21 protein-coding genes and 1 tRNA gene are annotated in these 24,946 nt (G+C 72.3%); 13 read left to right on the top strand and 9 right to left on the bottom strand.

Annotation, left to right across the window (positions count from 1 at the left end; translation table 11 throughout):
* The first annotated feature begins 2 nt into the window (after positions 1–2).
* Both crcB (ACIP8Z_RS15355) and crcB (ACIP8Z_RS15350) read left to right on the top strand, forming a co-directional pair.
* Complete coding sequence (gene crcB, locus ACIP8Z_RS15355) at positions 3–446, top strand: fluoride efflux transporter CrcB (RefSeq protein WP_402083324.1); 444 nt, start codon at positions 3–5, stop codon at positions 444–446.
* Positions 443–796: a fluoride efflux transporter CrcB gene (gene crcB, locus ACIP8Z_RS15350; protein ID WP_402083322.1), complete on the top strand. Its 354-nt coding sequence runs from the start codon at positions 443–445 to the stop codon at positions 794–796. The genes crcB (ACIP8Z_RS15355) and crcB (ACIP8Z_RS15350) overlap by 4 nt, the downstream gene beginning before the upstream one ends.
* Before the next feature lie 9 nt (positions 797–805).
* On the opposite strand, the gene pucL is transcribed toward crcB (ACIP8Z_RS15350), so the two are convergent.
* Positions 806–1,723 carry a factor-independent urate hydroxylase gene (gene pucL / locus ACIP8Z_RS15345; RefSeq protein WP_402083319.1) on the bottom strand — a complete coding sequence of 306 codons (918 nt, stop codon included), beginning with the start codon at positions 1,721–1,723 and terminating at the stop codon, positions 806–808.
* Between the two features lie 454 nt (positions 1,724–2,177).
* Here pucL and kdpF point away from each other — a divergent pair, with 454 nt between their 5' ends.
* From kdpF to ACIP8Z_RS15325, 4 genes are read left to right on the top strand one after another with little or no spacing between them, the layout of a single operon-like run.
* Entirely contained in the window at positions 2,178–2,267 is a 90-nt protein-coding gene (gene kdpF / locus ACIP8Z_RS15340) for a K(+)-transporting ATPase subunit F (protein WP_033204243.1), read from the top strand.
* An 8-nt stretch (positions 2,268–2,275) separates the two neighbouring features.
* Positions 2,276–3,940, top strand: coding sequence for a potassium-transporting ATPase subunit KdpA (gene kdpA, locus ACIP8Z_RS15335; protein WP_402083316.1), 1,665 nt, complete (start codon positions 2,276–2,278; stop codon positions 3,938–3,940).
* The gene (gene kdpB / locus ACIP8Z_RS15330) at positions 3,937–6,042 is read left to right on the top strand and encodes a potassium-transporting ATPase subunit KdpB (RefSeq protein ID WP_402083314.1); all 2,106 of its coding nucleotides are present in this window, start codon (positions 3,937–3,939) and stop codon (positions 6,040–6,042) included. Before kdpA ends, kdpB begins: the two co-directional genes overlap by 4 nt.
* 2 nt (positions 6,043–6,044) lie before the next feature.
* Positions 6,045–6,719, top strand: coding sequence for a potassium-transporting ATPase subunit C (locus ACIP8Z_RS15325; protein ID WP_402083312.1), 675 nt, complete (start codon positions 6,045–6,047; stop codon positions 6,717–6,719).
* A 48-nt stretch (positions 6,720–6,767) separates the two neighbouring features.
* Here ACIP8Z_RS15325 and ACIP8Z_RS15320 read toward each other — a convergent pair whose 3' ends face one another.
* Positions 6,768–7,919 carry a winged helix DNA-binding domain-containing protein gene (locus ACIP8Z_RS15320; protein WP_402083310.1) on the bottom strand — a complete coding sequence of 384 codons (1,152 nt, stop codon included), beginning with the start codon at positions 7,917–7,919 and terminating at the stop codon, positions 6,768–6,770.
* Between the two features lie 160 nt (positions 7,920–8,079).
* On the opposite strand from ACIP8Z_RS15320, the gene ACIP8Z_RS15315 reads away from it, so the two are divergent.
* Positions 8,080–9,417, top strand: coding sequence for an esterase-like activity of phytase family protein (locus tag ACIP8Z_RS15315; RefSeq protein WP_402083307.1), 1,338 nt, complete (start codon positions 8,080–8,082; stop codon positions 9,415–9,417).
* A 69-nt stretch (positions 9,418–9,486) separates the two neighbouring features.
* Here ACIP8Z_RS15315 and ACIP8Z_RS15310 read toward each other — a convergent pair whose 3' ends face one another.
* From ACIP8Z_RS15310 to ACIP8Z_RS15295, 4 genes are all read right to left on the bottom strand, one after another.
* Positions 9,487–10,152, bottom strand: coding sequence for a class E sortase (locus ACIP8Z_RS15310; RefSeq protein WP_402083304.1), 666 nt, complete (start codon positions 10,150–10,152; stop codon positions 9,487–9,489).
* A gap of 241 nt (positions 10,153–10,393) precedes the next feature.
* A complete protein-coding gene (locus tag ACIP8Z_RS15305; protein WP_402083301.1) occupies positions 10,394–11,653 on the bottom strand; it encodes an MFS transporter in 1,260 nt (419 codons plus the stop codon).
* A gap of 267 nt (positions 11,654–11,920) precedes the next feature.
* Entirely contained in the window at positions 11,921–12,538 is a 618-nt protein-coding gene (locus tag ACIP8Z_RS15300; RefSeq protein WP_402083298.1) for a hypothetical protein, read from the bottom strand.
* Positions 12,535–15,483, bottom strand: a complete 2,949-nt coding sequence (locus tag ACIP8Z_RS15295; RefSeq protein WP_402083296.1) for an AfsR/SARP family transcriptional regulator — start codon at positions 15,481–15,483, stop codon at positions 12,535–12,537. The genes ACIP8Z_RS15300 and ACIP8Z_RS15295 overlap by 4 nt, the downstream gene beginning before the upstream one ends.
* Positions 15,484–15,563: 80 nt before the next feature.
* On the opposite strand from ACIP8Z_RS15295, the gene ACIP8Z_RS15290 reads away from it, so the two are divergent.
* From ACIP8Z_RS15290 to ACIP8Z_RS15280, 3 genes are all read left to right on the top strand, one after another.
* Positions 15,564–16,172, top strand: coding sequence for a carboxymuconolactone decarboxylase family protein (locus ACIP8Z_RS15290; protein WP_402083293.1), 609 nt, complete (start codon positions 15,564–15,566; stop codon positions 16,170–16,172).
* Positions 16,173–16,274: 102 nt separating this feature from the next.
* Entirely contained in the window at positions 16,275–17,252 is a 978-nt protein-coding gene (locus ACIP8Z_RS15285; RefSeq protein ID WP_402083290.1) for a GNAT family N-acetyltransferase, read from the top strand.
* A gap of 152 nt (positions 17,253–17,404) precedes the next feature.
* Positions 17,405–18,622 (top strand): serine hydrolase domain-containing protein, encoded by a 1,218-nt coding sequence (locus tag ACIP8Z_RS15280; protein WP_402083287.1) that lies wholly within the window; start codon positions 17,405–17,407, stop codon positions 18,620–18,622.
* Positions 18,623–18,827: 205 nt separating this feature from the next.
* On the opposite strand, the gene ACIP8Z_RS15275 is transcribed toward ACIP8Z_RS15280, so the two are convergent.
* From ACIP8Z_RS15275 to ACIP8Z_RS15265, 3 genes are all read right to left on the bottom strand, one after another.
* Positions 18,828–19,364, bottom strand: coding sequence for a hypothetical protein (locus ACIP8Z_RS15275; RefSeq protein WP_402083286.1), 537 nt, complete (start codon positions 19,362–19,364; stop codon positions 18,828–18,830).
* A 40-nt stretch (positions 19,365–19,404) separates the two neighbouring features.
* Positions 19,405–19,890, bottom strand: a complete 486-nt coding sequence (locus ACIP8Z_RS15270; protein ID WP_402083284.1) for an Imm21 family immunity protein — start codon at positions 19,888–19,890, stop codon at positions 19,405–19,407.
* 181 nt (positions 19,891–20,071) lie between these two features.
* Positions 20,072–20,144, bottom strand: a tRNA-Arg gene (locus tag ACIP8Z_RS15265).
* A gap of 302 nt (positions 20,145–20,446) precedes the next feature.
* On the opposite strand from ACIP8Z_RS15265, the gene ACIP8Z_RS15260 reads away from it, so the two are divergent.
* From ACIP8Z_RS15260 to ACIP8Z_RS15250, 3 genes are all read left to right on the top strand, one after another.
* Positions 20,447–22,057 (top strand): dynamin family protein, encoded by a 1,611-nt coding sequence (locus ACIP8Z_RS15260; protein WP_402083850.1) that lies wholly within the window; start codon positions 20,447–20,449, stop codon positions 22,055–22,057.
* Between the two features lie 262 nt (positions 22,058–22,319).
* Positions 22,320–24,026 (top strand): GTPase, encoded by a 1,707-nt coding sequence (locus ACIP8Z_RS15255; protein WP_402083847.1) that lies wholly within the window; start codon positions 22,320–22,322, stop codon positions 24,024–24,026.
* A gap of 355 nt (positions 24,027–24,381) precedes the next feature.
* Positions 24,382–24,942, top strand: coding sequence for a single-stranded DNA-binding protein (locus ACIP8Z_RS15250; protein WP_402083281.1), 561 nt, complete (start codon positions 24,382–24,384; stop codon positions 24,940–24,942).
* Positions 24,943–24,946 lie beyond the last annotated feature (4 nt).

The raw sequence follows: 24,946 nt of genomic DNA, 5'->3' as shown, positions 1-24,946 counted from the left end.
CCATGGGACTGCGCGCGGAACTGCCGGTCGTCGGGGTGGTGGCCGCCGGTGGCGCCCTCGGCGCATCCGCACGCTACGGCGCGGGGCTGCTCTGGCCGGCCCCGGAAGGCGCCTTCCCGTGGACCACGTTCACGGTGAACGTGGCCGGATGCGCGCTCCTCGGCGTGCTGATGGTCCTGGTGACGGAGCGGCCGACCGAGTGGTCGACGGCGCCCCCGCACCCCCTCCTCCGGCCCTTCCTCGGCACCGGATTCTGCGGCGGGTTCACCACCTTCTCGACGTACAGCCTCGAAACCGAGCGGCTGCTGAGCGCCGGGGACCCGACGCGCGGTCTGCTCTACCTGGGCGGCACTCTGGTCGCCGCGCTCGCCGCCGTCGGGGCCGGCGTCGCCGGTGCCAGGGCCGTACACGCCAGGGTGGGGCGGGGCCGGGTGGGGCGCGCGTGAACTGGCTGCTGGTCGTCGCGGGCGCCGCCGTCGGCGCGCCCCTGCGCTACCTCACGGACCGCGCGGCGCGCGCCCGCTTCGGCCCCGGCTTCCCCTGGGGCACGTTCACGGTGAACGTCGCCGGATCGTTCCTCCTCGGACTGCTCACCGGGGTGACGTCGGCCCAGGTCCATCTGCTGCTCGGCACGGGCCTGTGCGGGGCGCTCACCACGTACTCGACCTTCTCGTACGAGACGCTGAAGCTGTACGAGGGCGGGGCGAAGGGGTACGCGGTACTCAACATCGCCGCGAGCCTGGCCGCCGGCCTCGGAGCCGTATGGCTGGGAGTGGAGACGGCCAGGCCGTGGTGATCCGGTGGCTCAGGCGGTGATCCAGTCGCTGGTCGCGATCACCGGCTGCACGCCGTCACGGTGGATGGTGCCCTCGATGAGGCCGTACATCCGGTCCGCCGCGAAGTAGACCTCGTTGTCGTTCTTGAGGCCGAAGGGCTCCAGGTCCACCAGGAAGTGATGCTTGTTCGGCAGGTTGAGCCGGACCTCGTTGACCGTGGAGACGTTGTCGAGGACCCGGTCGGCCATCGCGTGCAGCGTCTGCTGGAGCGAGTAGCTGTACGTCTCCGCGAACGCCTCCAGCAGGTGACGGCGCACCTTCTGGTAGGAGCGGTCCCAGTCGTGCTCCTCGTCGGCGGCCGTCGGGGCCGAGTTCGCCCAGCGGGCGGTGACCTTGGTGGCGAGGATCCGGTCGTACGCCTCCTGGAGCGTCGTGTACGTGTCCTTGATGAAGCCGTGGAACTCGGAGTTCGTCGAGTTCATGACGGTGAGGTCCTTGAGGCCCGAGAGGACCTGGAGCCCGGTGTTCGCCGAGTAGGTGATCTGCGCGGTGCGGACCTCCTGGCCCTTGCGGGCGAAGGAGTGCTGCTCCTTGCGGGTGGGCACGGAGATCCGCTCCCAGGCGTACTCCTCCACCCGGATCTGGGCCTCGTGGATCACCGCCTGCGAGGTCACGAAGTGCTTGGCCAGGAGGATGCCGAAGGCCTCGGGGGAGGCCACGCCGTGCTCCTTGGCGAAGGCGTACACCGTGTTCTTGGTGGTGTCGGTCGGCAGGCAGTTGCCGTTGTCGCCGGTCAGATGGACCTCGCGGTATTCACCGCGCAGCGCCACCGACACGTTCAGGTCGCGGATCTCGTGCCATGCGCCCTCGTCGCCCTTGCGGGTCACGGCGACGACGCGGTTCTCGGCCTTGCCGTACTGGTTCTGCGCCAGGACGTGCTTGCTCATGCTGCTCAGCTCCTGCGGGTACGTGGATACGGATATCCCGTACGCCCGGCGTCCAGCGTCCCCCGTCGTCCCCGAGGGTTCCGCTCCCCGCCGTCCGACCCGTGAACGGCGGGCCGCCCCGGGACTGACGAGCATCCCGGTCCGTAGGTTTCGCTCGAAGATATGTCCCCTTCCGGCCACTGGCAATGGGTGGGCGGAGAACCCGGGGAAGCCCGAAACCCGTGGCCCAGGTCACCCGGACGTACGGGACCCGTCAAGACGGGCATGAGCGGCGTTAGGGGCACGTCAACGGAGGCGGCGGGCGGCCTGAGGAGAGGTTTCCTCGTCTCGTCCGAGAATCCGTTCTTCCTTCTTCCTGCATCCGGGAGCTCACGATGGCCGACGTGGCCTTCGTCGTCACCACGATCGCGGTCTTCGCGCTGGTGGCCTTCATCGCCAAGGGGGTGGCCAAGCTGTGAGTGCCGAGAACATCGTCGGTCTCCTCGTGGCCGCCGCCCTCCTGGGCTACCTCGTCCTCGCCCTCGTCAAGCCCGAGAGGTTCTGAGGCCGATCATGAGTCCCGTTCTTGCCGGCGCCCTCCAGCTCCTCGCCCTTCTGGTCGCGCTCGGCCTGTCGTACCGCCCGCTGGGTGACTACATGGCCAGGGTCTACTCCTCCGACAAGCACCTGCGGGTGGAGAAGTGGATCTACAAGGGCATCGGCGCCAACCCGTCGGTGGAGATGCGCTGGCCCGCGTACCTGCGCGGCGTCCTCGCCTTCTCCGCCGTGAGCGTCCTCTTCCTCTATCTGCTCCAGCGGGTGCAGGGTGCGCTGCCCGGCTCGCTCGGCTTCGTGTCGATCGACCCGGACCAGGCGTTCAACACGGCCGCGTCGTTCGTGGCGAACACGAACTGGCAGTCGTACTACGGCGAGCAGGCCATGGGCCACGTCGTGCAGACCGGCGGCCTGGCGGTGCAGAACTTCGTGTCGGCGGCCGTGGGCATCGCCGTGGCGGTCGCGCTGGTGCGCGGCTTCGCCCGGTCCCGCACCGGTGAGCTGGGCAACTTCTGGTCCGACCTGGTCCGGGGCACGGTCCGCGTCCTGCTCCCGATCTCCGTCGTGGGCGCGCTGGTGCTCGTCGCGTGCGGTGCGATCCAGAACTTCGCCGGCATCCACGAGGTCGGCCAGTTCATGGGCGGGACGCAGCAGTGGAACGGCGGGGCGGTGGCCTCACAGGAGGTCATCAAGGAGCTGGGCACGAACGGCGGCGGCTACTTCAACGCCAACTCGTCCCACCCCTTCGAGAACCCCGACGGGCTCTCCAACCTCTTCGAGATCTACCTGATCCTCGTCATCCCCTTCGCGCTGACGCGGACGTTCGGCCGGATGGTCGGCTCGCTGAAGCAGGGGTACGCGATCCTCGGCACGATGGCCGCGATCTGGCTCGGCTTCACGGCGCTGATGATGTGGACCGAGTTCGCCCACCACGGTCCCGCGTTCGACATCGCCGGCGGGGCGATGGAGGGCAAGGAGACCCGGTTCGGGATCGGCGGCTCGTCGATCTTCGCGGTCGCCACCACGCTGACCTCGACGGGAGCGGTGAACTCCTTCCACTCCTCGTACACCGGCTTCGGCGGCGGCATCACGATGCTGGGCATGCAGCTCGGCGAGATCGCGCCCGGCGGTGTCGGCTCCGGCCTCTACGGCATGCTGATCATGGCGGTCATCGCGGTGTTCATCGCCGGTCTGATGGTCGGCCGCACCCCCGAGTACCTGGGCAAGAAGATCGGCACCCGCGAGATCAAGTTCGCCGCCTGCTACATCCTCATCACCCCGGCCCTGGTGCTCTGCTTCACGGCGGTGGCGATGGCGCTGGACACGCCGTCGAACTCGATGACGAACTCCGGCGCGCACGGCTTCTCCGAGATCCTCTACGCCTACACCTCGGGTGCGAACAACAACGGATCCGCGTTCGCGGGCCTGAACGCGGACACCCAGTGGTTCAACTCGACCATCGGCATCGCGATGCTCCTCGGCCGGTTCCTGCCGATGGTGTTCGTCCTCGCGCTGGCGGGTTCGCTGGCCGAGCAGACGCCCGTGCCGGAGACGGCTGGCACCCTGCGGACCGAGAAGCCGCTGTTCACGGGCCTGCTGGTCGGCACGATCCTCATCATCACCGGTCTCACCTACTTCCCGGCCCTCGCGCTGGGACCGCTCGCCGAAGGGCTCGCAGCATGAGCACCATCACTCCCACCCGGCCCCCGCAGTCCGGGGCGCCCAGCGGCCGGCCGGCCGAGGCCGGACGCGTCGGCGGCGGACTGTTCGACCCGAAGCAGCTGGTCACGTCCTTCCCGGACGCGATCAAGAAGCTCGACCCGCGGGTCATGGTCAAGTCCCCTGTCATGTTCGTGGTGTTGATCGGCTCGATCGTCACGACCGTGCTCGCCGTCATGAACCCGGGGGACTGGTTCGGCTGGGCGATCACGGCCTGGCTGTGGCTGACGACGATCTTCGCCAACCTGGCGGAGGCGGTGGCCGAGGGCCGCGGCAAGGCGCAGGCCGACACCCTGCGCAAGGCCAAGACCGACACCGTCGCGCGCAGGATCATCGGCACGAACGAGGAGCGGGTCCCGGGAACCGAACTGCGCGTCGGCGACCTGGTGGTCTGCGAGGCCGGCGACATCATCCCCGGCGACGGTGACGTCGTCGACGGCGTCGCGTCGGTCGACGAGTCGGCCATCACGGGCGAGTCGGCCCCGGTGATCCGGGAGTCCGGCGGCGACCGGTGTGCGGTGACGGGCGGCACGAAGGTCCTGTCGGACCGGATCGTCGTGAAGATCACGACGAAGCCCGGCGAGACCTTCATCGACCGGATGATCAGCCTGGTCGAGGGCGCGGCCCGGCAGAAGACCCCCAACGAGATCGCCCTCAACATCCTCCTGGCGTCCCTCACCATCGTCTTCCTGCTCGCGGTCGTGACGCTCAAGCCGTTCGCGATCTACGCGGGCGCCGACAAGCAGACCTCGCTCATCGTCCTCACCGCCCTGCTGGTGTGCCTGATCCCGACGACGATCGGCGCGCTGCTCTCCGCGATCGGCATCGCCGGCATGGACCGGCTGGTCCAGCGCAACGTCCTCGCCATGTCCGGCCGCGCGGTCGAGGCCGCCGGCGACGTCTCGACGCTGCTGCTCGACAAGACGGGCACGATCACCCTCGGCAACCGCCAGGCCTCGGAGTTCGCCCCGGTCTCCGGGACGACGGAGGCCGAACTCGCCGACGCCGCCCAGCTGTCCTCGCTCGCCGACGAGACTCCCGAGGGCCGTTCGATCGTGGTCCTCGCGAAGGAGAAGTACGGCCTGCGCGAGCGCCACCAGGGCGAGCTCGTCGGTGCCGAGTGGATCGAGTTCACCGCCCAGACCCGCATGTCGGGTGTGGACGTGGACGGACGCAAGGTGCGCAAGGGTGCGACCGGTTCGGTCGTGGCGTGGGTGAAGGAGCGGGGCGGCAGTGTCTCCGAGGACGCGCAGGCGCTCACGGACCGGATTTCCCAGGCTGGTGGCACGCCGCTGCTGGTGGCTCTGGAGGATGACGAGGGCGCGCGCGTCCTCGGCGTCGTCCACCTGAAGGATGTCGTGAAGGAGGGCATGCGGGAGCGGTTCGACGAGCTGCGCCGCATGGGCATCCGTACCGTCATGATCACGGGTGACAACCCGCTGACCGCGAAGGCGATCGCCGAGGAGGCGGGCGTCGACGACTTCCTCGCCGAGGCGACGCCCGAGGACAAGATGGCCCTCATCAAGCGCGAGCAGGCGGGCGGCAAGCTCGTCGCGATGACCGGTGACGGTACCAACGACGCCCCCGCGCTCGCCCAGGCCGATGTCGGTGTCGCGATGAACACGGGCACGTCGGCCGCGAAGGAGGCCGGCAACATGGTCGACCTCGACTCCAACCCGACCAAGCTCATCGAGATCGTCGAGATCGGCAAGCAACTCCTCATCACCCGAGGTGCGTTGACGACGTTCTCGATCGCCAACGACGTGGCGAAGTACTTCGCGATCATCCCCGCGATGTTCGCCGTGGCCTACCCGTCGCTGGACAGGCTCAACATCATGGGCCTGGCCTCGCCCGAGTCCGCGATCCTCTCGGCCGTCATCTTCAACGCGCTGATCATCGTCGCCCTGGTCCCGCTCGCCCTCAAGGGCGTTCGCTACCGGCCCGCCAGCGCCGACTCGATGCTCCGGCGCAACCTCGGGATCTACGGACTCGGCGGCCTGATCGCCCCGTTCATCGGCATCAAGATCATCGACGTGCTCCTCTCCCTCATCCCCGGAATCGGCTGATCATGAACAACTCCGCAGGAAGCACAGGCCGTCTGCTCTGGGCGGGCCTTCGCGCCCTCCTCGTCCTCACCGTCGTGTGCGGCGTCCTCTACCCGCTCGCCGTCACCGGCATCGCCCAGGTGGCCTTCCCCGGCAAGGCGAACGGCTCCGAGGTCACCGACGCGAGCGGCAAGGTCGTCGGCTCGGAACTGATCGGCCAGACCTACAACCTGCCGCTGAAGGACGGGGAGGAGACGGCGGCGCCGGACCTGAGGTGGTTCCAGCCGCGCCCGTCGAACGGCCTGGGCTCCAACAGCGTCAACACCCGGTACAAGCTGATCCTCTCCGGTGCCACGAACCGCTCGGGCGACAACGACGACCTGATCACCTGGGTCAAGGACGCCAAGGCCGCCGTCATCAAGGACAACGCGACGGCCGACTACGAGGTGAAGCCGTCGGACGTCCCCGCCGACGCCGTCACCTCCTCCGGCTCCGGCCTCGACCCGCACATCTCCCCGGAGTACGCCGAGCTCCAGGTCCACCGGGTCGCCGAGATGAACAAGCTGGACGTCGAGGCGGTCGACAAGCTCGTCGCCGACCACACCGACGACCGCGTCCTCGGCTTCATCGGCGAGCCGCGCGTCAACGTCCTCCAGCTCAACATCGCCCTCAAGCAGCTGGTGACGGCGAAGGGCTGAGCCCCGGCCATCGGGGCGGCGACGGCCGCCGGCGGCCCTCGCCGGCGGTCAGCGCCCCGGCAGCACCCGGGTCTCCACCGTGGGAAGCCCCTTGACCCACCAGTGGTCGTAGCGGCTGTAGACCCGACGGTCACGGGCGGCGAGGAAGCCGTCGAGCGCCTCGGCCTCCTCCGCGAGTTCCGCCCAGACCCGGTCGGGCAGCGGGTGGAAGGCCGAGGCCTCGATGCCTCCCTCGACGGGGCGCCAGACCCCGGCCACGTACCCGTCGACGAGCAGCGTCGGCAGCGTGTCGCCGTTCACGCGGATCACATGCCCGCGGTACTCGGCCGGGATGACCCGGCTGCGGTCCGCGTAGGCCAGCAGGACGCTGTCCCACATCGCGAGCAGACGGGGCGGCGCCGGGACGTCCTCGTCGGGCCGGGGCGCCCCGGGCACGTCGTACAGGAGGATCCCGCCGGGCCCCTCCAGCCGCTCCAGCTCCCCCTCGACAAGCCGTACGGCCTCGCGGACCTTCCCCCGCGGCGCCAGCGTGAACTGCGCCATGTCGGGTACGGACGCCGGCCCGAAGCCCTCCAGATAGCGCCGGATCAGGACGGCGAGCCCCGCCGTAGCCGCCTCCGGATCACCGAGCACGGGCAGCGGCGCGCTCGCCGTCACGAACGACTGCGCCGCCCCGAACGACCACGGCGGCCCCGTCGGCGCGTGCCACAGCGGCGCGTACTGCCGCATCATCCGCCACACCACCGCCTCCACCGGCCCGCCGCGCGCCGCTTCGAGGCGCTCCCGCATCTGGGCCCCGCTCCGGGCCTCCCCGGCGAACTCGAGGAGAGCGGGCAGCAGCGCGTCGGCGTCGTCGGCCGTGAACCCCGCCGCCTTGAACCGGGGATCGTGGAGCCGCGAACCGCGCAGGGTCGGCTCCATGGCCTCGCGGAACGCCCGGTAGTCCTCGGCGTGCACCAGGTGCAGCGTGAGCCGCATCAGGGTCGACCTGACCAGCTCGAAACCCTCCACGGCCTTGTCGAGCAGCGCGGGATCGAAGCCGGCGACGCGGTTCCACAACGCCACGTAGGGCGAACCCGGTTGCTGCGCCTGCAGCGCCACCACCCGGCGCACGGCGTCCCCGACACCGATCGGCACCCGGTCGAGAAGGAGCTGCCGGGCGAGTGTGGAGCGGTTGAGGGCGCGCGCGGTGATCACCATGGCGCGATTGTCCTCCCCGGCACTGACACCCGCGGGCCGGAGTCGCGCGTTCACCCAGGGCTCGCCCCGAAGCCGCACACCCGACGCCCACCGTTGTGGCCGGAACTGGACCATGAAGTCGCCTCATGGGCGACATTCCGTGTGTTCAAAGGGAGTTCAGATGTATCCGCGCCTCATGCGCCGGCCCGCCGTCGTGGTCCTTCCGCTGTCCGCCGCGCTCGCGCTGACGGTGGTCATGGGTACGGCCGAGGCCGAGCCGGCGCGGCACGGCTCCGCCGCCCGGGTCGTCTCCACCTCGACCCTGCCGGACATCCCGCTGGCCGCCTTCAGCAACGGCCTGCTGCCCGGCAGCGTCGACGACGACCGGGACGTCGACCTGGGCGGCATCGGCAGCGACCTGTACCCGGCCGAGCGGCGCGGCGAGTACTGGACGGTCACCGACCGGGGCCCCAACGGCCAGATAGCGGTCGGCAAGGACAAGCGACGCACCTTCCCGGTGCCCGGCTTCGACCCGGCGATCGTGAAGGTCCGCGCGACCGGCGGCCGGATCCAGGTGCTGAGGTCCATCCCGCTCACCACCGCCTCCGGCGCACCCGTCACGGGCCTCCCCAACCAGCCGGGCCGCGACGAGGCCCCGTACGACCACAACGCCACGACCCCGCTCGCGTACAACGTGAACGGCCTCGACACCGAAGGGCTCGTCCGGGACCGGGACGGCAGCTTCTGGCTCGTGGACGAGTACGGCCCGTCGCTGGTGCACGTCTCCGCCACGGGCCGGGTTCTCGCCCGCCACGTCCCCAAGGGCCTCCACCTGACCGGCGCCGACTACCCGGTGATCGAGTCGCTGCCGTCGATCTTCCTCAAGCGCAAGGTCAACCGCGGCTTCGAGGGCCTGGCACTGCTCCCCGACGGCGACCTGGTGATGGCGCTGCAGAGCCCGCTGCTCAACCCGGACAAGGCCGCCGGCGAGGACTCCCGCACCACCCGCCTGCTGCGCTTCTCGACCCGCGGGAACCGGGTCACGGCGGAGTACGCGTACCGCTTCGACCCGGTGGGCGTCGTGGAGCCGGGCCAGACGAAGACGTCGGAGCTGAAGATCTCCTCGATCGTGGCCCTGGGCGGCGACCGCCTGCTCGTCCAGGAGCGCACGGACAAGGCCTCCCGCCTCTACGAGGTACGGCTCCGCCGCGGCGCCGACATCCTCGGCACCCCGTGGGACACGACGGCGAGCCCGTCCCTGGAGCAGCTCGACGACGAGGCGGCCGCCGACGCCCCGGTCCTGGCGAAGCGCCTGGTGGTCGACCTGAACACGGTCGAGGGCGTCCCCGGCAAGATCGAGGGCATCGCCGTGGAGGGCTCCTCGACCCTGGTCCTCCTCAACGACAACGACTTCGGCATGACGGACGGCCCGGAGGCCTTCGACGCGAACGGGCGCCTGGTCGACAGCGACGTGGAGACCACGCTGGTCCGCGTCCGGCTGCCGCACCGCCTGCGCTGACGCGGCGGCTGGGGGGCCGGGCCGCCCGGGCCGCCTGGGCCGGGCCGGCTGTGCTGAGGCGCCGGGACGCTACGCGGGCCGCGTGGACTTCAGGACGCCGATCTTGTCGATGCGGTGCTCGGGGTTGTGCTGGGCGTCCCGCCAGAAGTTGCCCGCGGCGTTGTCCTCGGGGGTCGCGCAGGTGGAGAGCGTGATCATGGCGCGGGTGGGCTTCTCGCCCGGCTCACCCGGCACGGCGGCCCGCTGCTCGGCGAGCGAGCGGGCCGACCGGAAGGACGTGGTCCGGGTCTCGACGATCTCGTACGTGTGGACGGTGCCGTCGGCGGTGACGTGCACCAGATCCCCCACCTCGACCGAGGGCAGGTCCCGCAGGGGCCCGCCGGCGGAGAGCCGATGGGCGGTCACCAGATAGTTGCCCACCTCACCCGGCCCCACGCCACCGCGCGCGCCGTGAGGACTCGCGGCCACGCCGCGGTCCTGGATACGCGTGCCCGCGCGGTCGTCGGTCGTCCCCTCGTACGGCAGGACGTCGAGGTCCTCGACACCGATCGAGGGTATGGAGAGCTCGGCGGCGACAGGCCCACGGGGCGAGGGGGCCGCCGAGGCGGAGGGGGCGGGGGAGGGCGTGGGGGGAGGAGCGGCGGCCGGTGACGCGGGGGAAGCGGCCGAGGGCGCCGGGGGAGGAGCGGAGGCCGGGGGAACGAGCGACACGGGCCCGGGCGCGCCGGTGGACACGCCGGCACCGCGATCCCCACCGCCGCTACCGCTGCCGCTCTCACCGCCCGCGCAACCGGCCGACGCAGTCAGGCCCAGGACGAGGGCGGCGGCCACGCCGACCAGGGCCGAGCGCGACCCTCGGCCGCGACTCCGCTTTTTCCCCGGGGACCCACCACGTACGGCACCCACACCCCAAGAATGACCCACCTTCCGGGCCGGGGCACCCACGGCGGGACCCCGGGCGCCTGCGGGGGAGTGGTCAGCCCGTCGCTTCCACCGCGACGGCCGGCTGCGGCCGGGTGCGCACGCCCCAGCGGGCCAGCGCGGGCCCGGCCGCGCCCAGGGCCGCGAAGAACGCCGCGAGGAGCAGCCAGCCCGCCGTGCCGAGGCCGAGCACCACCGTGGTCAGGATCGCGGGGGCCAGGGCCTGGCCCGCGCGGAAGCCGAGGCCGAGGAGGCCCTGGTACTGGCCCTGGGCGTGGTCGGGCGCGAGGCCGAAGCCCAGGGCGAAGCCCGCCGAGGACTCCCAGATCTCCCCGAGGCTGTGGACGAAGATCGCCGCGACGAGCAGGCCCGCCGCCGCCCAGACCGGCGTGTACGCCGCCAGCGCCATCATCGGGCAGCTGACGAGGAAGAGCAGCCCCGCGTTGCGGAACGCCCGGCCGCCGTCGAGCGGGGTCTCGATGCGGGAGCCGATCCTGGTCTGCAGGAGGACGCAGAAGGCCGCGTTGACGGCGAACACCGCCGCCACCGTCCAGCGCGGCGCCTCGGTGTGCTGGGAGATCCAGATCGGCAGGAGCAGGGACACCACCGAGTACTGCAGTCCCATGGCTCCGTACAGCGCGGTGAACGTCAGGTACGGGCGGTCCGTGAAGGCCGGCCGACGACGCTCTCGCGGCGGGGCCGGCAGCGCCGGGTAGTGCGGCAGCAGGAACAGGAGCAGCGCGCTCAGGGCGAAGCTCGCCGCGTTGCCGAGGATCAGCGCGACATAGGCGCCACGGGTGCCCGCCGCCAGCGCCAGCCCGGAACCCACCGTTCCGAAGATGACGCCCAGATTGACGAAGGTGCGCAGTTTCGCCCGGAACCGCGCCGGGCGTTCAGTCCCGACCCGGGCCACCAGAGCGCCCCAGGCAGCCCCGCCGGCCGCCGCGGCGATCTGGTCGACCGTCGCGAGGACGGTCAGCGCGGTCCAGCTCTCGACGAGCAGGAGTGCCGACATCGAGACCGCTTGGACCGCGAGGGCCAGCATCATGATCGTGCGGGCGCCGCGCCGGTCGGCGAGATGGCCGCCGGGTATCCCCGCGAACAGGCCGATCAGTCCGGCGATGGTGAGCGCGGCCCCGACCTGCACCGCGGGCAGGCCCACGATCAAGGTGAAGTAGAGCGCCGACGCCGCGTTGAACAGGCCGTTCCCGACCCGGTTGACGAAGCTGGCGGCGATCAGCACCCGCTCCGGGCTGTTGTCTCCCGCCACGCGGGCCAGGCGGGCTATTCGGTCGGTGGCGCTGCCCCTGATCATGAACCGCAGGCTAGCAGCGGCCGCGGAGGCGGCCGGGGCCGTACGAAGGGTCCCTGGGGGTCGTACGAAGCCGGCCCTGGCGGTCGTACGAAGCCGGCCCTGGTGGTCGTACGAAGCCGGCCCTGGTGGTCGTACGACGCCGGCCCCGGTGGTCGTACGACGCCGGCCCCGGTGGTCGTACGAAGCCGGCCCCGGTGGTCGTACGAAGCCGGCCCCGGTGGTCGTACGAAGCCGGCCCCGGCCACCGTACGAAGGCCGCCTCCGGACCTACGTGACCGTTTCCCCCAGCCTCCCCACGCGGTCGGCCAGGTCCTCCCACGGACGCGGAGCGACGACCGGCACACCGGCCTCCCGGGCCCGCGCGGCGAGCCATCGGCCGTACAGCACGCTGACGCGGGCGCGATGGCGCTGCGGCCCGGCCTTCGGCTCCCGGTGCAGGTAGTTGGCCGTCACCCGCGCCTCGTCGTCCTCGTGGAGGAAGACGCCACGGACCGGACCGCCGGGCGTCACCACGCGGGGCAGGAGGTAGTCGCCCTCCAGGATCACCGGGGTGTCGGTGCCCACGTGGTTGGCCACCACCGCCTCGACCGCCGGGGCCAGCGCCTCGGCGATCGCGATCTGCCGCTCCACCACGGACTCGGGCGCCCGCCGGGCGGCCTCCGGGTGCGTGCGCCAGAAGTGGACCTCCGGCAGGTGCTCGGGCAGCGTCACCGCGAGCAGCGCCTCCACGATGTCGTCGACCTCCACGACGGGCACGCCGTACCGCCGCGCCAGTGCCCGCGCGACACCGGTCTTCCCCATCCCCGACGCGCCCCCGACGACGAACACCCGCCAGCCGGGAGGCCCAGGCACCTCACCCGTGCCGTCGACGGACCGGCCGTTCACGAGCCCTCCACCGCCGCCACCGGCGCCGTCTCGGTGAGGAATGCGCGGATCTCATCGGCCTCGGGGACGGCGAGCGCGGTGTACAGATCGAGGGCCTGTCGGGCGTGATCGTGGGCGAGGCCGGTACGGCCCAGGCCGCGGTGGACATGCGCCAGGCCCCGGTGGGCCCGGGCCTGTTCGGGGAGGTAGCCGAACTCGCGGGCGAGGGCCAGCGCGGAGTCGTGCTCGCCCGCCGCCCGCTCCAGGTCGCCCAGGGAACGGGCCGCCTCCGCCAGGGCGTTGAGGGACTCGGCCTCGTCGCCGGGGAAGTCGAACCTGCGGCTCAGCTCCAGGGCCTCGTCATGATGCCGTCGCGCCTCGTCGTGACGGCCCTGCCGCTGGTACAGCAGCCCGATGTTGTTCAGGACGATGGTCTCGCCGATGCGGGATCCGGTCTCGCGGTACGCGCGCAGGGCCTGGCGGTGGTGGTCGTGGGCCTCCTCGTACCGGCCCTGGCGCTCGTGGTCGATGCCGAGACCGGTCAGGCACCGGGCCTCGCCGGCGCGGTCGCCGAGTTCGCGGAAGAGCGACAGGGCCTCCCCGCAGTGCTCGTGGGCCCGGTCGTGGTCACGCCGCCGCCTGGCGACGTCGCCGAGGTTCTGCAGCGCGCGGGCGGCGGCGATCCGGTCGCCGCACTCCCGCGCGAGGCCCAGGGCGTGCCGGTAGTGCTCGGCCGCCCGCTCGTACGCGCCGTGCCACCAGAAGTGGACCTCGCCGACGTCGATGAGGGTGCGCGCCTCCGCGGTCGTGTCGCCGCTGCGGCGGCTGGCTCCGAGCGCCAGGCCGTGGAGGGTCAGCGCGTCGGCCTGGTGGGCGTGGCCCAGCAGGTAGCGGTGCAGGGTGGCGGCCAGTTGGCTGGTGTGCGGGCGCCCGTCGTGCTCGGCGGGGTACTGGCCGACCGCCATGAGGTTCGCGCGCTCGACGTCCAGCCAGGCGATCGCCTCGGCCCCGTCCCGCGGGGTCGGGGCGGGGGTCGGGGCGTCCGGGGCGGGGATGCGTGGTCTGCGGTTCCGGCCCTCGGGGTAGAGGTGGTCGACGGCCGCGCTCGCGGTGTGGAGATAGTGGTGGACGAGCCGGTCGACGGCCTCGTGCCGGGCCTGGGGAGGTTCCTCGGCGGCCGCCGTGGCCAGGGCGTGCTCGCGCAGCAGGTCGTGGAAGGTGTAGCGGCCGGGCGTGAGCTGGATCAGGACATGGGCGTCCAGGAGGTCTTCCAGGAGCGTCTCGGCCTGGTCGAAGGGGAGGCCGGCCAGCGCGGCGGCCGCGTCCGGACCGATGTCCCGGCCCGGCTGCAGCCCCAGGAGCCGGAACATCCGCTGCTGGTCGGGCGCCAACTGCTCGTACGACAGCGTGAACGCCGCCGCCACCCCCCGCTCCGAGGTGGCGAGCTCGGCCAGCCGACGACGCTGGTCACGGAGCCGGTCGGCCAGGTAGGCGACGGTCCAGCTGCGTCGATGGTGCAGCCGGGCGGCGGCGATGCGGACGGCCAGCGGCAGGAAGCCGCACAGCTGCAGGACGTCGAGGACGGCCAGGGGTTCGGCGGTCGCCCGTTCGCCCACGATCGACTCGAACAACTCCACGGCGTCCGCGGCGGGCAGCACGTCCATGGACAGGGCGTGTGCCCCGTCCAGGTCGGTCAGCCGGCGGCGGCTCGTGATCAGGATGAGGGCGCGGGAGGAGGCGCCCGGCAGCAAGGGACGGATCTGGTCGGTGCCGAGGGCGTTGTCCAGTACGGCCAGCACCCGGCGGCCGGACAGCTCGGACCGCCACAGCGCGGCGCGATCGGCGACCGACGCCGGGATGTGCTTGGCCGGCACGCCGAGTTGGCCCAGGAGGACCTCGAGCGCGGCACCGGCGTCGAGCGGTGTCTGACCGGCGGTGTGGGCCTGCAGGTCCACGAAGAGCTGTCCGTCGGGAAACTGCTCCGCGAGACGGTGCCCGGCGTGGACCGCGAGCGTCGTCTTGCCGACCCCGGCCATCCCGTCGATCGCCGAAATCGTCACGACGGCACCGCTGTTGCCCGTCAACCGGCGGGTCAGCCCGTCGAGCTCGCCGTCGCGTCCGGTGAAGTCCGGGACGTCGTACGGCAGGAAGTTGCCGCCCTGCGGCCGCGCGGGCGCGGAGGCCGGCGCCCGGAGGTCGGGCGCGTCCCGCAGGATGTCCTGTTCGAGCCTGGTGAACGCGTGGCCGGGGTCGAGGCCCTGCTCCTCGGCGAGCGCGGTCCGGAAGTCCCTGGCCACCCGCAGGGCCTCGGGCTGGCGTCCCGCGCGGTGCAGGGCGAGCATCAGCCGGCAGCAGAGCCGCTCCCGCAGAGGATTGGCCGCCAGGTGGGCGGCCAGTTCGTCGATGAGGTCGTCGTGACGGCCCAGGGACAGCTCGAGCTCGGCCAGCCGCTCGACGGCGGTCAGCCGCTGTCCGTTCAGGCGCGCTCTGGCGGCGGGGACGTAATGGGCGGTGAGGTCGGCCAGCGGCTCCCCCCGCCACAGGGCCAAGGCGGCGCGTATCCGGTCGGCGGTCTCGGCGGTCTCGGCGGTGTCCGCAGAGTCCGCGGTGTCGGCCTTGCCGTCGGAGCCGGCGGGCGCCTTGGCGATCAGGCCGGTGAACTCCTGCAGATCGAGTTGTCCCGGCTCGGGGGTGATCACGTACCCCGCCGGGCGGCTGGCCAGCATGTCGTCGGCCCCCGAAGCACGCAGCATCCGGCGGATCGCGGCGATCGTGGTCTGGATCTGCGCGCGGGCGGAGTCCGGCGGGAGCGGCCCCCACATCGCGTCGACCAGGCGGTCCGCGCTGATCACGACCCCGGCGTGCAGCAACAGATAGGCGAGTACGGCCCGATGGCGGGGCGCGAGACCGGGCGAATCCGGACCGGGAGCCTGGACCTCCACCGGGCCGAGAACCGTGAACCGCATTCCGTCACTCCGGGGGTCACCAGCACGTGCATCGAAGAAGCATCGGGAATGTATCAAGATCCACCGGCAGGGTTACCGGCATGCCAGCACCCCACACCGCAGCACCCCACACCGCAGCACCCGGCACCACAGCACTCCACACCGTCGACCCGGAGAGGGCGACCGGCCAGACCGCGTCCCTTCTCACCGCCACGCACCGAGCCCTGGGGGTCGTCCCCCGGCTGGCCAGGGTGATGGCCAACAACCCGACCGTACTGAAGGGATACGTGGACGTCGTCACCGCCCTGAGCACGCGGGGGACCCTGGCGGCGGATGTGCGCGAGCGCGTCGCGCTGCTCGTGGCGCAGGAGAACCGGTCCGACTACTGCCTGTCCGTGCACATGTTCCGCGGGACCAAGCTGGCGGGGCTGACCACGGCCGAGGCCGGCCGCGCACGGCGGGGCGAGGCGGACGACCCCTGGGCCGCCGCTGTCCTGGACCTGGCCGCCGCGGTGGTCCGCGACCACGGCGTCGTCTCCGACGAGCGGCTGGAAGCGGCCCGGCACGCCGGCCTCTCCGACGGGCACGTCGTCGAGATCATCGCCCATGTGGCGCTCGGCGTGTTCACCAACTACCTGGCCACGGCGGCGCGCGTCGACATCGACTGGCCGCTCGTGCGTCACACCGACGGCGAAAACGCGATGGCCTGAACGTACGTGATGACCCAGGCTGGGCCCGATCATCCGAGCGGCTCTCCGAGCCGCCCCCATGACACACGGGCGACAGAAGTCGTCCCCACCGAGGAGTTCCCCTTGATCAACGCCATCCCGCTCACCCAGGTCTCGACCGAGGACGCCACCGCCTGGCACGCGGTCGTGTCGGCCTCGCTCGCCGCCGATCTGCCCGAGGAGCCCAGGCCCACGGTCGAACAGATCCACGCCCAACTCTCCGTCACCGGGCGGCACAACCGCCGGCTGCTGTGGCTGGCCACCGACGCCGACGGCGCGGTGGTCGGTGTGGCCGGACTGCGGCTGTTCACCTCGTCCGGCCAGCTGCACCTGGCGGAGCTGGAGCTGCACGTCACCCCGGACCGGCGGCGCTCGGGAGTCGGCTCGCACCTGCTGGCCACGGCCGTACGGGCGGCACGGGACGAGGAGCGCCGCAGCCTGGTGGCCGCCGCGCCCGGTGAGGGACCGACCGGCGCCTTCTGCGCCGCTCGCGGCTTCCGGCGCGTCCTGGCCTTCGACCACCTGCTGCTCGACGTCGCGGACGCCGACGTCGCCGAGGCCGAGGCCGAACACCCCGGCTACGAACTGGTCAGCTGGACCGGCACGGTTCCCGACGAACTGGCGGAGGCCTTCGCCTCGGTCAAGAACGCGATGAACGACATGCCGATGGGCGACATGGACTACGGAAGCCAGACCTGGACCGCCGACCGGGTCCGCGCGATGGCCGAAGTACTGGCCGACCGTGGTGACCTGCTGCTGACGACCGCCGTGCTCGGCAAGGGCGAGATGGCGGGATACACCGAGATCGTCATCCGCTCCGGGGAGACCCAGCGGGCCCTGCAGTACGACACCGTCGTGGCGCCGGCTCACCGCGGCCACCAGCTGGGGCTGTGGGTCAAGGCGGAGATGGTGCGCAGGCTCCGCGCCGAGCACCCCGGCATCGAGGAGATCGAGACGGACAACGCGCAGGAGAACACCCACATGATCGCGGTGAACCGCCGACTGGGCTTCCGCTTCCACCGCAGCACGCACGAGTACCAGCTGGACCTGTCGGCCGAGTGACGAGAGCGCACCTGCCCGCCCGCCCGGATCGCCCCGTCCAGATCACCCCCCACCGAGACCACCCCCGCCCAGACCACCCCCACCGAGACCACCCCCGTCCAGATCACCCCCACCGAGACCACCCCCACCACCTGACCAGGGAGCACCCCACCATGTCCCACTTCACCGCAGCAGGGCAGCGCAAGATCCACGACGTGCTGGCCCGGCACGTCGAGTCCGGCAGGATCCCCGGCGTCGTCGCGCTGTACGGCAAGGACGACGAGACGCATGTCGAGACGCTCGGCACGATGCGGCACGACGGCGGCGCCCCGATGCGCCGGGACACCGTCTTCCGGATGGCCTCCTCCTCCAAACCGCTGTCGATAGCGGCGGCGATGGTGCTCCTGGACGAGTGCCGGCTGCGGCTGGACGACCCCGTGGACCCGTGGCTGCCGGAACTGGCCGACCGTCAGGTGCTGAAGAGGTTCGACGGCCCGCTCGACGAGACGGTCCCCGCGCGCCGTCCGATCACCGTCCGGGACGTGCTGACCTCGACCTTCGGCCTCGGGATGGACATGACCTCGATCGGTACGCCGATCATGAACGAGGTCTTCGCGCAGGGACTGACGCCCAACCTGCCCACCCCGATGCCCGACCAGGACGAGTGGCTGCGCCGCCTGGGCGCGCTGCCGCTGATGCATCAGCCCGGTGACCAGTGGCAGTACCACATCGCCAGCGACCTGGCGGGTGTGCTGGTCTCCCGGGTGACGGGCAAGCCCTTCGGGGAAGTGCTCCGCGAGAGCGTGCTCGACCCGCTGGGGATGGGGGACACCGGCTTCCACGTCCCGGACGAGAAGGCCGACCGCATGCCGGTCCTCTACGCCCCCGATCCGGCGTCGGGCGAGTTCCACGTGTGGGACGAGTCCCGGGGCGGCCGGTGGAACACGCCGCCGGCGTTCCAGGGCGGCGGGGGCGGTCTGGTCTCCACCGCGGACGACTACCACGCCTACTTCAGGATGCTGCTGAACGGCGGCAGGCACCGCGGGGATCGGATCCTGTCCCGGCAGGCCGTGGAGCTGATGACCACCAACCGCCTGACCCCCGCGCAGAACGCCGCCCGCACCGAACTGGCCACCAGCAACGTCCACATCTCCTTCGGCCAGGGGCAGCACGGAGGCTGGGGCTTCGGGATGGCGGTACGGACGTACCGCGGCGACTACGCGCCCATCGGCCAGTTCGGCTGGGACGGCGGCTCCGGCACCTCCACGTACGCGGACCCCGCCAACAACGTCGTCGGCATCCTCCTCACCCAGGTCGGCAGCTCGGCCCCCAACTCGGTCCACCTGATGCACGACTTCTGGACCACCCTCTACCAGGCACTGGAGGACTGAGCACCCCGAAGGTCCTGTCACGGTTGCGGTCACGGTCGCGGCGAAGGACGTGGCGCCCCACCGGGACGGTGAGCTGAGCTGCTGCAGCGGGCCGGTAGGCCGGGGGTTGGTGTCGGAAGGTGTGCGTGCGGCTGAGCCGAGCCGGATCCCCGGCAGCGACACGGGCCTCCTGGGCTCCCTGTCACTGTGGTCCCGGCAGGTGCCGTCAGTCGTTCAGGGCGTCGTACAGCTCGGCGTCGTCGGGGATCCAGGGGAAGGCTATCCAGGGGTGGGCGGGCGAGCGGTCCTGGAGGTCGAAGGCGAGGGCGGCGTCGATGAACTCCCGGGGTGGCAGGTAGTTGTGGTCGAGTACGTAGTGCCCGATCAGAGAGGGGGCCGCGTAGGCGGTTCCCGGCGCCCCGGGCACCCGTATCTCGCCCGTGCCGGCGCTCGCGCGCCGGTGCCCCTGCCGGGGTTCGTACCAGGGGTGGGCGTCGTCGAGCGGTTCGGGGCACAGGTCACACTCGTGCAGGCCGAGAGCCTCGTTCACGGCCTGCGTCTCCAGTACTGTCAGCAGCTTGGACGTGAACTCCGCGGGCGCAGGCCCGGTCGTCCAGGGCCGTCCCGTTTCCAGCCAGCCGATGTTGAGCCGCCGGTAGGAGCCCCGCACGGTGACGAAGCGCGTGCCGGTGCTGACTTCGGTGAACACGTCACCGTCCTCCGCGGCGCAGTAGGCGTAAGGGCTGAGGTCGTAGTAGTGCATGACCGCATCCCACCAGAGGAAGGGCCGGTGGGCCGACCGACTATTCGGGCAGCAATCGGTCCAGCATGAACTGCGTGTTCGGGTCGGGATCGATGGTCAGTGACTGGACGCGGTAGCGGCCCGGTGGCAGCTCGACACGAAGTGCTTCCGCCGGCCGGCGTGCGTCCCGCAGGGAGCCGAGGATCCTGTCGGCCTCGTAGGCGGCGTCGATCAGCACGTATCGCCCTCCGAGTTCGAGGGAGAGGACGTCCTTCCAGCCGTCGGCTGTCGTGGCGGCACGGACGGCGGACAGCAGTCCCGTGTCGTCGTCGGCGTAGCACCAGCGTGCGAACGTGAGGGGCTCGGCGAGCCAGGTGACGGACAGGGGCTCGGCGCCGAGCGTCAGGACGTCGCGGCCGGCCATCCGGAGGGCCGAGACGTACTCGTCGATCACGTCGTCCGCCTCGGTCCCTTCCCATGCCGGAAGGAGTTCCTCCGGGATGAGCGCGTAGCGGGCGAAGTCGGTGCTGTCGAGCCAGGTAGCCATGCGGCGGATCATCCCACCCGCTTCTGACAGGCACCCCGTGCGGTCGCGCTGACGGCCGGGCGGGCGTCCCGAGACTTCGGTCCGAGCCACCCGACGCCCTCTCCCCGGCGCCCCCCGCCCGTGGCCGAAAACTGCCCCTGAACAGCAAAAAGACCCTCCCGAAGGAGGGTCGATCGCGGAGCGCCCCCGGCAGGACTCGAACCTGCGGCCAAGTGCTTAGAAGGCACCTGCTCTATCCACTGAGCTACGGGGGCCGGGTGGTGGCCGTGTGGCCAGGAGCCCCTTGTGGGTGGGGTGTGGCCTGCCGGGACAAGGATAGGGCTCCGATCGCCTTGGCCCGGTTGCTTCACCTGCGTGGCACGATGTGGAGGTTCGGTGAAGCGGAACGATAATCGCAGGCAGGTGCGATTCGCGCAGCGCTTTTCGCATCGCTCGGGGCGGGTGTTGTGCACTCGTTATGCCTGAGGTTCCGGTCACCACCTCTTTGTTCGGCGCGCAGGGCCGCAATAGGCTTCAAAAACACTCATAAATTGGGCATTCTTCGCATGTGGTGACCTTGGACGAACGGCCTCAGCTGATCGACGCACTCTCCGCCCTGCGCGACCGTGTCGCCGCCGTGCGCCTTCCCCTCCCCCTCCCCGACACACCACGCGCCCGGCAGACCCGGGCCGAGCTGCTCGCTCAGCTCGACGACTATCTGGTGCCCCGGCTCAAAGATCCCGACGCCCCGCTGCTCGCCGTCGTCGGCGGGTCCACCGGGGCCGGCAAATCCACGCTCGTCAACTCCCTCGTCGGGCGCCGCGTCAGCGAGTCCGGCGTGCTCCGGCCCACCACCCGCACCCCCGTGCTCGTCTGCCACCCCGAGGACCACCACTGGTTCGCCGGGATGCGGGTCCTCCCGCAGCTCACCCGCGTCTGGCTGCCCCAGGCCGACGACGACCACGCCGACGACGCCCCGCCCCCCGAGGAGAACGCGCTCCGCGTCGAGACCGCCGCCTCCATGCCCCGCGGCCTCGCCCTCCTCGACGCGCCCGACATCGACTCCCTCGTCGTCGAGAACCGGCTCCTCGCCGCCGAGTTGATCTGCGCCGCCGACATCTGGGTGATGGTCACCACCGCCTCGCGGTACGCCGACGCCGTGCCCTGGCACCTCCTCCGTACCGCCAAGGAGTACGACGCCACCCTCGTCACCGTCCTCGACCGTGTCCCCCACCAGGTCATCGGCGAGGTCTCCCGCCAGTACGAGGCCCTCCTCGACAAGGCCGGTCTCGGCGACGTGCCCCGCTTCACCATCCCCGAACTCCCCGAGTCCGCCGACGGCGGCAGCGGCCTCCTCCCCGACTCCGCAGTCGCCGCCCTGCGCGGCTGGCTCGCCCACCGCGCCCAGGACCCCGCCGCCCGCCAGCAGGCCGCCGACCGGACCGCCACCGGCGTCATCGACTCCCTCGACGCCCGCCTCCCCGAACTGGCCGGCGCCGTCGCCGCCCAGTACGCCGCCTCCGTCCGCCTCGGCGGCGCCGTCCGAGCCGCCTACGGCGAACAGGCCAAGCGGGTGCGCGAACAGCTCGGCCGCGGCGCCGTCCTCGCCGGCGACGCCCGCACCCGCTGGCGCGCCTACCCCCGCGACAGCACCGCCGACGAGCTCCTCGACGCACTCACCGAGTCCCTCGCCGCCCTCCTCCACTGCGCCGTCTCCGCCGCCGAGGAACGCGTCCGCGACGCCTGGCGCCGCGAACCCGCCGCCGACGCCCTCGGCCCCGCCCCGACCGGCGGCGACCGCGACACGGCCGAGCGGATCGGCGTGGAGGTACGGCGCTGGCGCCGCGTCCTGGAGGAAGTCGCCGAGGAGGAGGTGCGCACCGTCGAGCGCCCGTCCGCCCCCCGTACGGCCGCCCCCGAGGCCGACACCGTCGCCGCGCTCCTCGCCGCCGCCCTCCTCGGCGGCCGCCGCACCAGGGCCGCGGGCGAGCGCCTCGCCGAACTCCTCGGCGCCCAGGCCGCCCTGCGCCTGCGCGACAAGGGCGGCGAGCTGGTCCTCTCGAACGTCGACCGTGTCCTGCACGCCGAACGCGACCGGCGCCTCGCGCCCCTCGAAGCGCTCGACGTGACCCCCGAGCCGCAGGCGGAGCTGATCGCCGCGCTCTCCGTACTGCAGAAGGAGAAGTGACGCCGTGGACGACGACGAGTCGCGCGCCGGAGCCCGTGCCGATGGGGGAGGAAGCGATGCCGGGGCCCGTGCCGGCGCTCCTGCCGGTGCCCCTGCCGCGGGAGGCGGCGGAGACCACACCCGTACCCGCGACAGCGACGGTACCCGCGACCGCGACGGTACCCGCGAGCGCGATCGCGAGCGCGATCGCGAGCAGTCGGGCCGCTGGGACGACGGGCTGATCGCGCGGCGCGCCGCCGAGCGGGGTGCCGCCGTCGGCGACGTGCTCCCCGGCGACACGCAGGAGCCCGACACCCTGCCGCCCCTCGGCGGGAGTTACGGCGGGCCCCTCCGCGCCCGCCTCGACGCCCTCCACGAACTCGTCGGGCTCTCCCGCACGCGGGTCGAGAGCGAGGCCCTCGCCGAGGCCGGACGGGTCCTCGACGAGGCCGCCGCCCGGCAGCGGCTCTCCTCCCGGCACACCGTGATCGCGATCGCCGGCGCCACCGGCAGCGGCAAGTCCACGCTCTTCAACGCCCTCGCCGGCGTCCCCGTGTCCGAGACCGGACTCCGCCGCCCCACCACCTCCGCGCCCATCGCGCTCTCGTGGTCCGAGGGCGCCGCCGGACTGCTCGACCGGCTGGCCGTCCCCAGCCGGTTGCGCCGCCGGCCGCTCGCGGGCGGCGCCGTCGACACCGGGCTCCAGGGGCTCGTCCTCATCGACCTCCCCGACCACGACTCGGCGGTCACCGCCCACCGCGACCAGGTCGACCGGGTCCTCGGCCTCGTCGACGCGGTCATCTGGGTCGTCGACCCCGAGAAGTACGCCGACGCCGCCCTCCACGAGCGCTACCTCCGGCCGCTCGCCGGGCACGCCGAGGTCACCTTCGTCGTCCTCAACCAGATCGACCGGCTCGGCACGGAGGCCGCCGACCTCGTCCTCGACGACCTCCGCCGCCTCCTCGACGAGGACGGCGTCGCGCTCGGCGAGCACGGCGAACCCGGTGCCACCGTCCTCGCCGTCTCCGCCCTGACCGGCGAGGGCGTACCCGAACTACGGGACATGGTGGCCGGATTCGTTCAGGAACGTACCGCTCCCGAGCGCCGGCTCGCCGCCGACGTCGACGCCGCCGCGGCCCGGCTCCGCCCCGCCTATCTCGCCGAGGGCCGGTCCGGACTCGACGAGCGCGCCCGCGACGCCTTCACCGACCGGCTCGGCGTCGCCGTCGGAGCACAGGCCGCCGGCGAGGCCGCCGAACGGGTCTGGCGCCGCGGCGCCATCCGCGCCTGCGGCACGCCCTGGCTGCGCCTCTACCGCTGGTACGAGCGGATCCGCGAGCACGGCTCCACCGACCCGCACCTCGCCACCCCGGTGGAGGACGAACTGACGGCGCGCCAGCGCGTGGAGCAGGCGGTGCGGGTCGTCGCCGACGAGGCCTCCCGAGGTCTCCCGGCCCCCTGGGCGCAGGCCGTGCGCGAGGCGGCGGCACGCGGGGCGGAAGGGCTGCCCGAGGCACTGGACGAGCTCACGGTCACCATCGGCGACGCGGCGGCCCGGCCGCCCCGCCCCGCCTGGTGGCCCGCGGCCGTCCTCGCCCAGGCGGTGATGACGCTCCTGCAGATTTTCGGCGCGCTGTGGCTGGTGGGGCAGATCGTCGGCGTCGTCGAGCCGGGACTGCTGCCGCCGGTCCTCGTGATGCTCGGCGGCATCATCGGCGGACCGCTCGTCGAATGGGCCTGCGAGGGAGCCGTCAAGGGCCCCGCGCGGCGGTACGGGCAGGAGGCCGAACGCCGGCTGCGCGAGGCCGCGGCGGCCTGCGGCCGGGCCCGGGTGCTCGACCCGGTGGCGGCGGAGTTGATGCGCTACCGCGAGGTGCGCGAGCAGTACGCGACGGTGGTGGGCACGCGCCCGTCGGCCCGGATCGTCGGCGGAAGCCGCGGTGGTACGGGGCGGCTGGGTGCGACGCGGACGGGGGTACGGGGGAGGTAGCGGCGCCCTCGTCCCGCGGGTTCCTTCCCCTCGGTGCGCCTCCGCCATCCCTTCGGCGCGCCTCAGGCGCCCCCGCGGCACCCCCTCCCTGCACGCCTCCGGCACCCCCCTCCCGGCACGCCTCCGGCACCCCCCTCCCGGCACACCTCCGGACCCCCTCCCGGCACACCTCCGGACCCCCTCCCGGCACACCTCCGGACCCCCTCGGAGCCCTCCGACACACCCTTCCGGGTGAGGGAGTTGTCCACATTCCCGCCCCTGTCCACAGCCCCCGGCGGCATCTTCTCCGCGGCCCCACGATGGTGTCCGACCGGTGAAGAGACAGCAGCGTGAACGCAGGGTGGGGGAACGGACCATGAACGACACGACCGTGACGCTCGTCGGCAACGTGGCGACGGCGGTGGAGTACCGGGACACGGCGACGGGCGGGTTCGCCAGGTTCCGCTTCGCGGTGACGGCGCGCCGCTGGGACCGTGAGAAGGGGCTCTGGTCCGACGGACCCACCAGCTTCTACACGGTGTCGGCCTGGCGCTCCCTCGGGGCCAATCTGGCGGCCTCGGTGTCCGTCGGTGAACCGCTCGTGGTGCACGGCAGGCTGAGGGTGCGTGAGGACGAGCGGGACGGGCAGCGCAAGACCTTCGTGGACGTGGCGGCGCTGGCCGTGGGGCATGATCTGAGCCGGGGAACGGCGGCCTTCCGGCGGGCGGCACGGCCGCTCAGGGCCGAGGCGGAGCCGGGAGTCTGGCCAGGAGGCGGGCCAGGAGCCGAGCCGGGGGCAGGGCCTCCGGTGGAACCAGGGGCGGGGGCGGCGGAGAGGGATGTGACGCTCGGTCCGGCGCCGGACCGGGACCCCTGGGCGGTGGCGGCGGTGGAGGCCGCGGCGGAGTCGACGGCGCGGTTGGTGACCGTGCCCTGACCTT

Source organism: Streptomyces sp. NPDC088553 (genome assembly GCF_044752965.1).
Classification (GTDB): domain Bacteria; phylum Actinomycetota; class Actinomycetes; order Streptomycetales; family Streptomycetaceae; genus Streptomyces.
Note: the sequence above shows the minus strand (reverse complement) of the source record. Positions and strands in the feature narration are given on the sequence as shown.

What these genes read in the sequence shown, in the direction of transcription:
- ACIP8Z_RS15280 (WP_402083287.1), top strand. Translation starts at nt 17,405, where the DNA reads ATGTCCCACTTCACCGCAGCAGGGCAGCGCAAGATCCACGACGTGCTG.
- pucL (WP_402083319.1), bottom strand. Translation starts at nt 1,723, where the DNA reads ATGAGCAAGCACGTCCTGGCGCAGAACCAGTACGGCAAGGCCGAGAAC.
- ACIP8Z_RS15295 (WP_402083296.1), bottom strand. Translation starts at nt 15,483, where the DNA reads ATGCGGTTCACGGTTCTCGGCCCGGTGGAGGTCCAGGCTCCCGGTCCG.
- ACIP8Z_RS15325 (WP_402083312.1), top strand. Translation starts at nt 6,045, where the DNA reads ATGAACAACTCCGCAGGAAGCACAGGCCGTCTGCTCTGGGCGGGCCTT.
- kdpB (WP_402083314.1), top strand. Translation starts at nt 3,937, where the DNA reads ATGAGCACCATCACTCCCACCCGGCCCCCGCAGTCCGGGGCGCCCAGC.
- ACIP8Z_RS15270 (WP_402083284.1), bottom strand. Translation starts at nt 19,890, where the DNA reads ATGGCTACCTGGCTCGACAGCACCGACTTCGCCCGCTACGCGCTCATC.
- kdpA (WP_402083316.1), top strand. Translation starts at nt 2,276, where the DNA reads ATGAGTCCCGTTCTTGCCGGCGCCCTCCAGCTCCTCGCCCTTCTGGTC.
- ACIP8Z_RS15315 (WP_402083307.1), top strand. Translation starts at nt 8,080, where the DNA reads ATGTATCCGCGCCTCATGCGCCGGCCCGCCGTCGTGGTCCTTCCGCTG.
- crcB (WP_402083324.1), top strand. Translation starts at nt 3, where the DNA reads ATGGGACTGCGCGCGGAACTGCCGGTCGTCGGGGTGGTGGCCGCCGGT.
- ACIP8Z_RS15290 (WP_402083293.1), top strand. Translation starts at nt 15,564, where the DNA reads ATGCCAGCACCCCACACCGCAGCACCCCACACCGCAGCACCCGGCACC.
- ACIP8Z_RS15320 (WP_402083310.1), bottom strand. Translation starts at nt 7,919, where the DNA reads ATGGTGATCACCGCGCGCGCCCTCAACCGCTCCACACTCGCCCGGCAG.
- ACIP8Z_RS15250 (WP_402083281.1), top strand. Translation starts at nt 24,382, where the DNA reads ATGAACGACACGACCGTGACGCTCGTCGGCAACGTGGCGACGGCGGTG.
- ACIP8Z_RS15275 (WP_402083286.1), bottom strand. Translation starts at nt 19,364, where the DNA reads ATGCACTACTACGACCTCAGCCCTTACGCCTACTGCGCCGCGGAGGAC.
- ACIP8Z_RS15305 (WP_402083301.1), bottom strand. Translation starts at nt 11,653, where the DNA reads ATGATCAGGGGCAGCGCCACCGACCGAATAGCCCGCCTGGCCCGCGTG.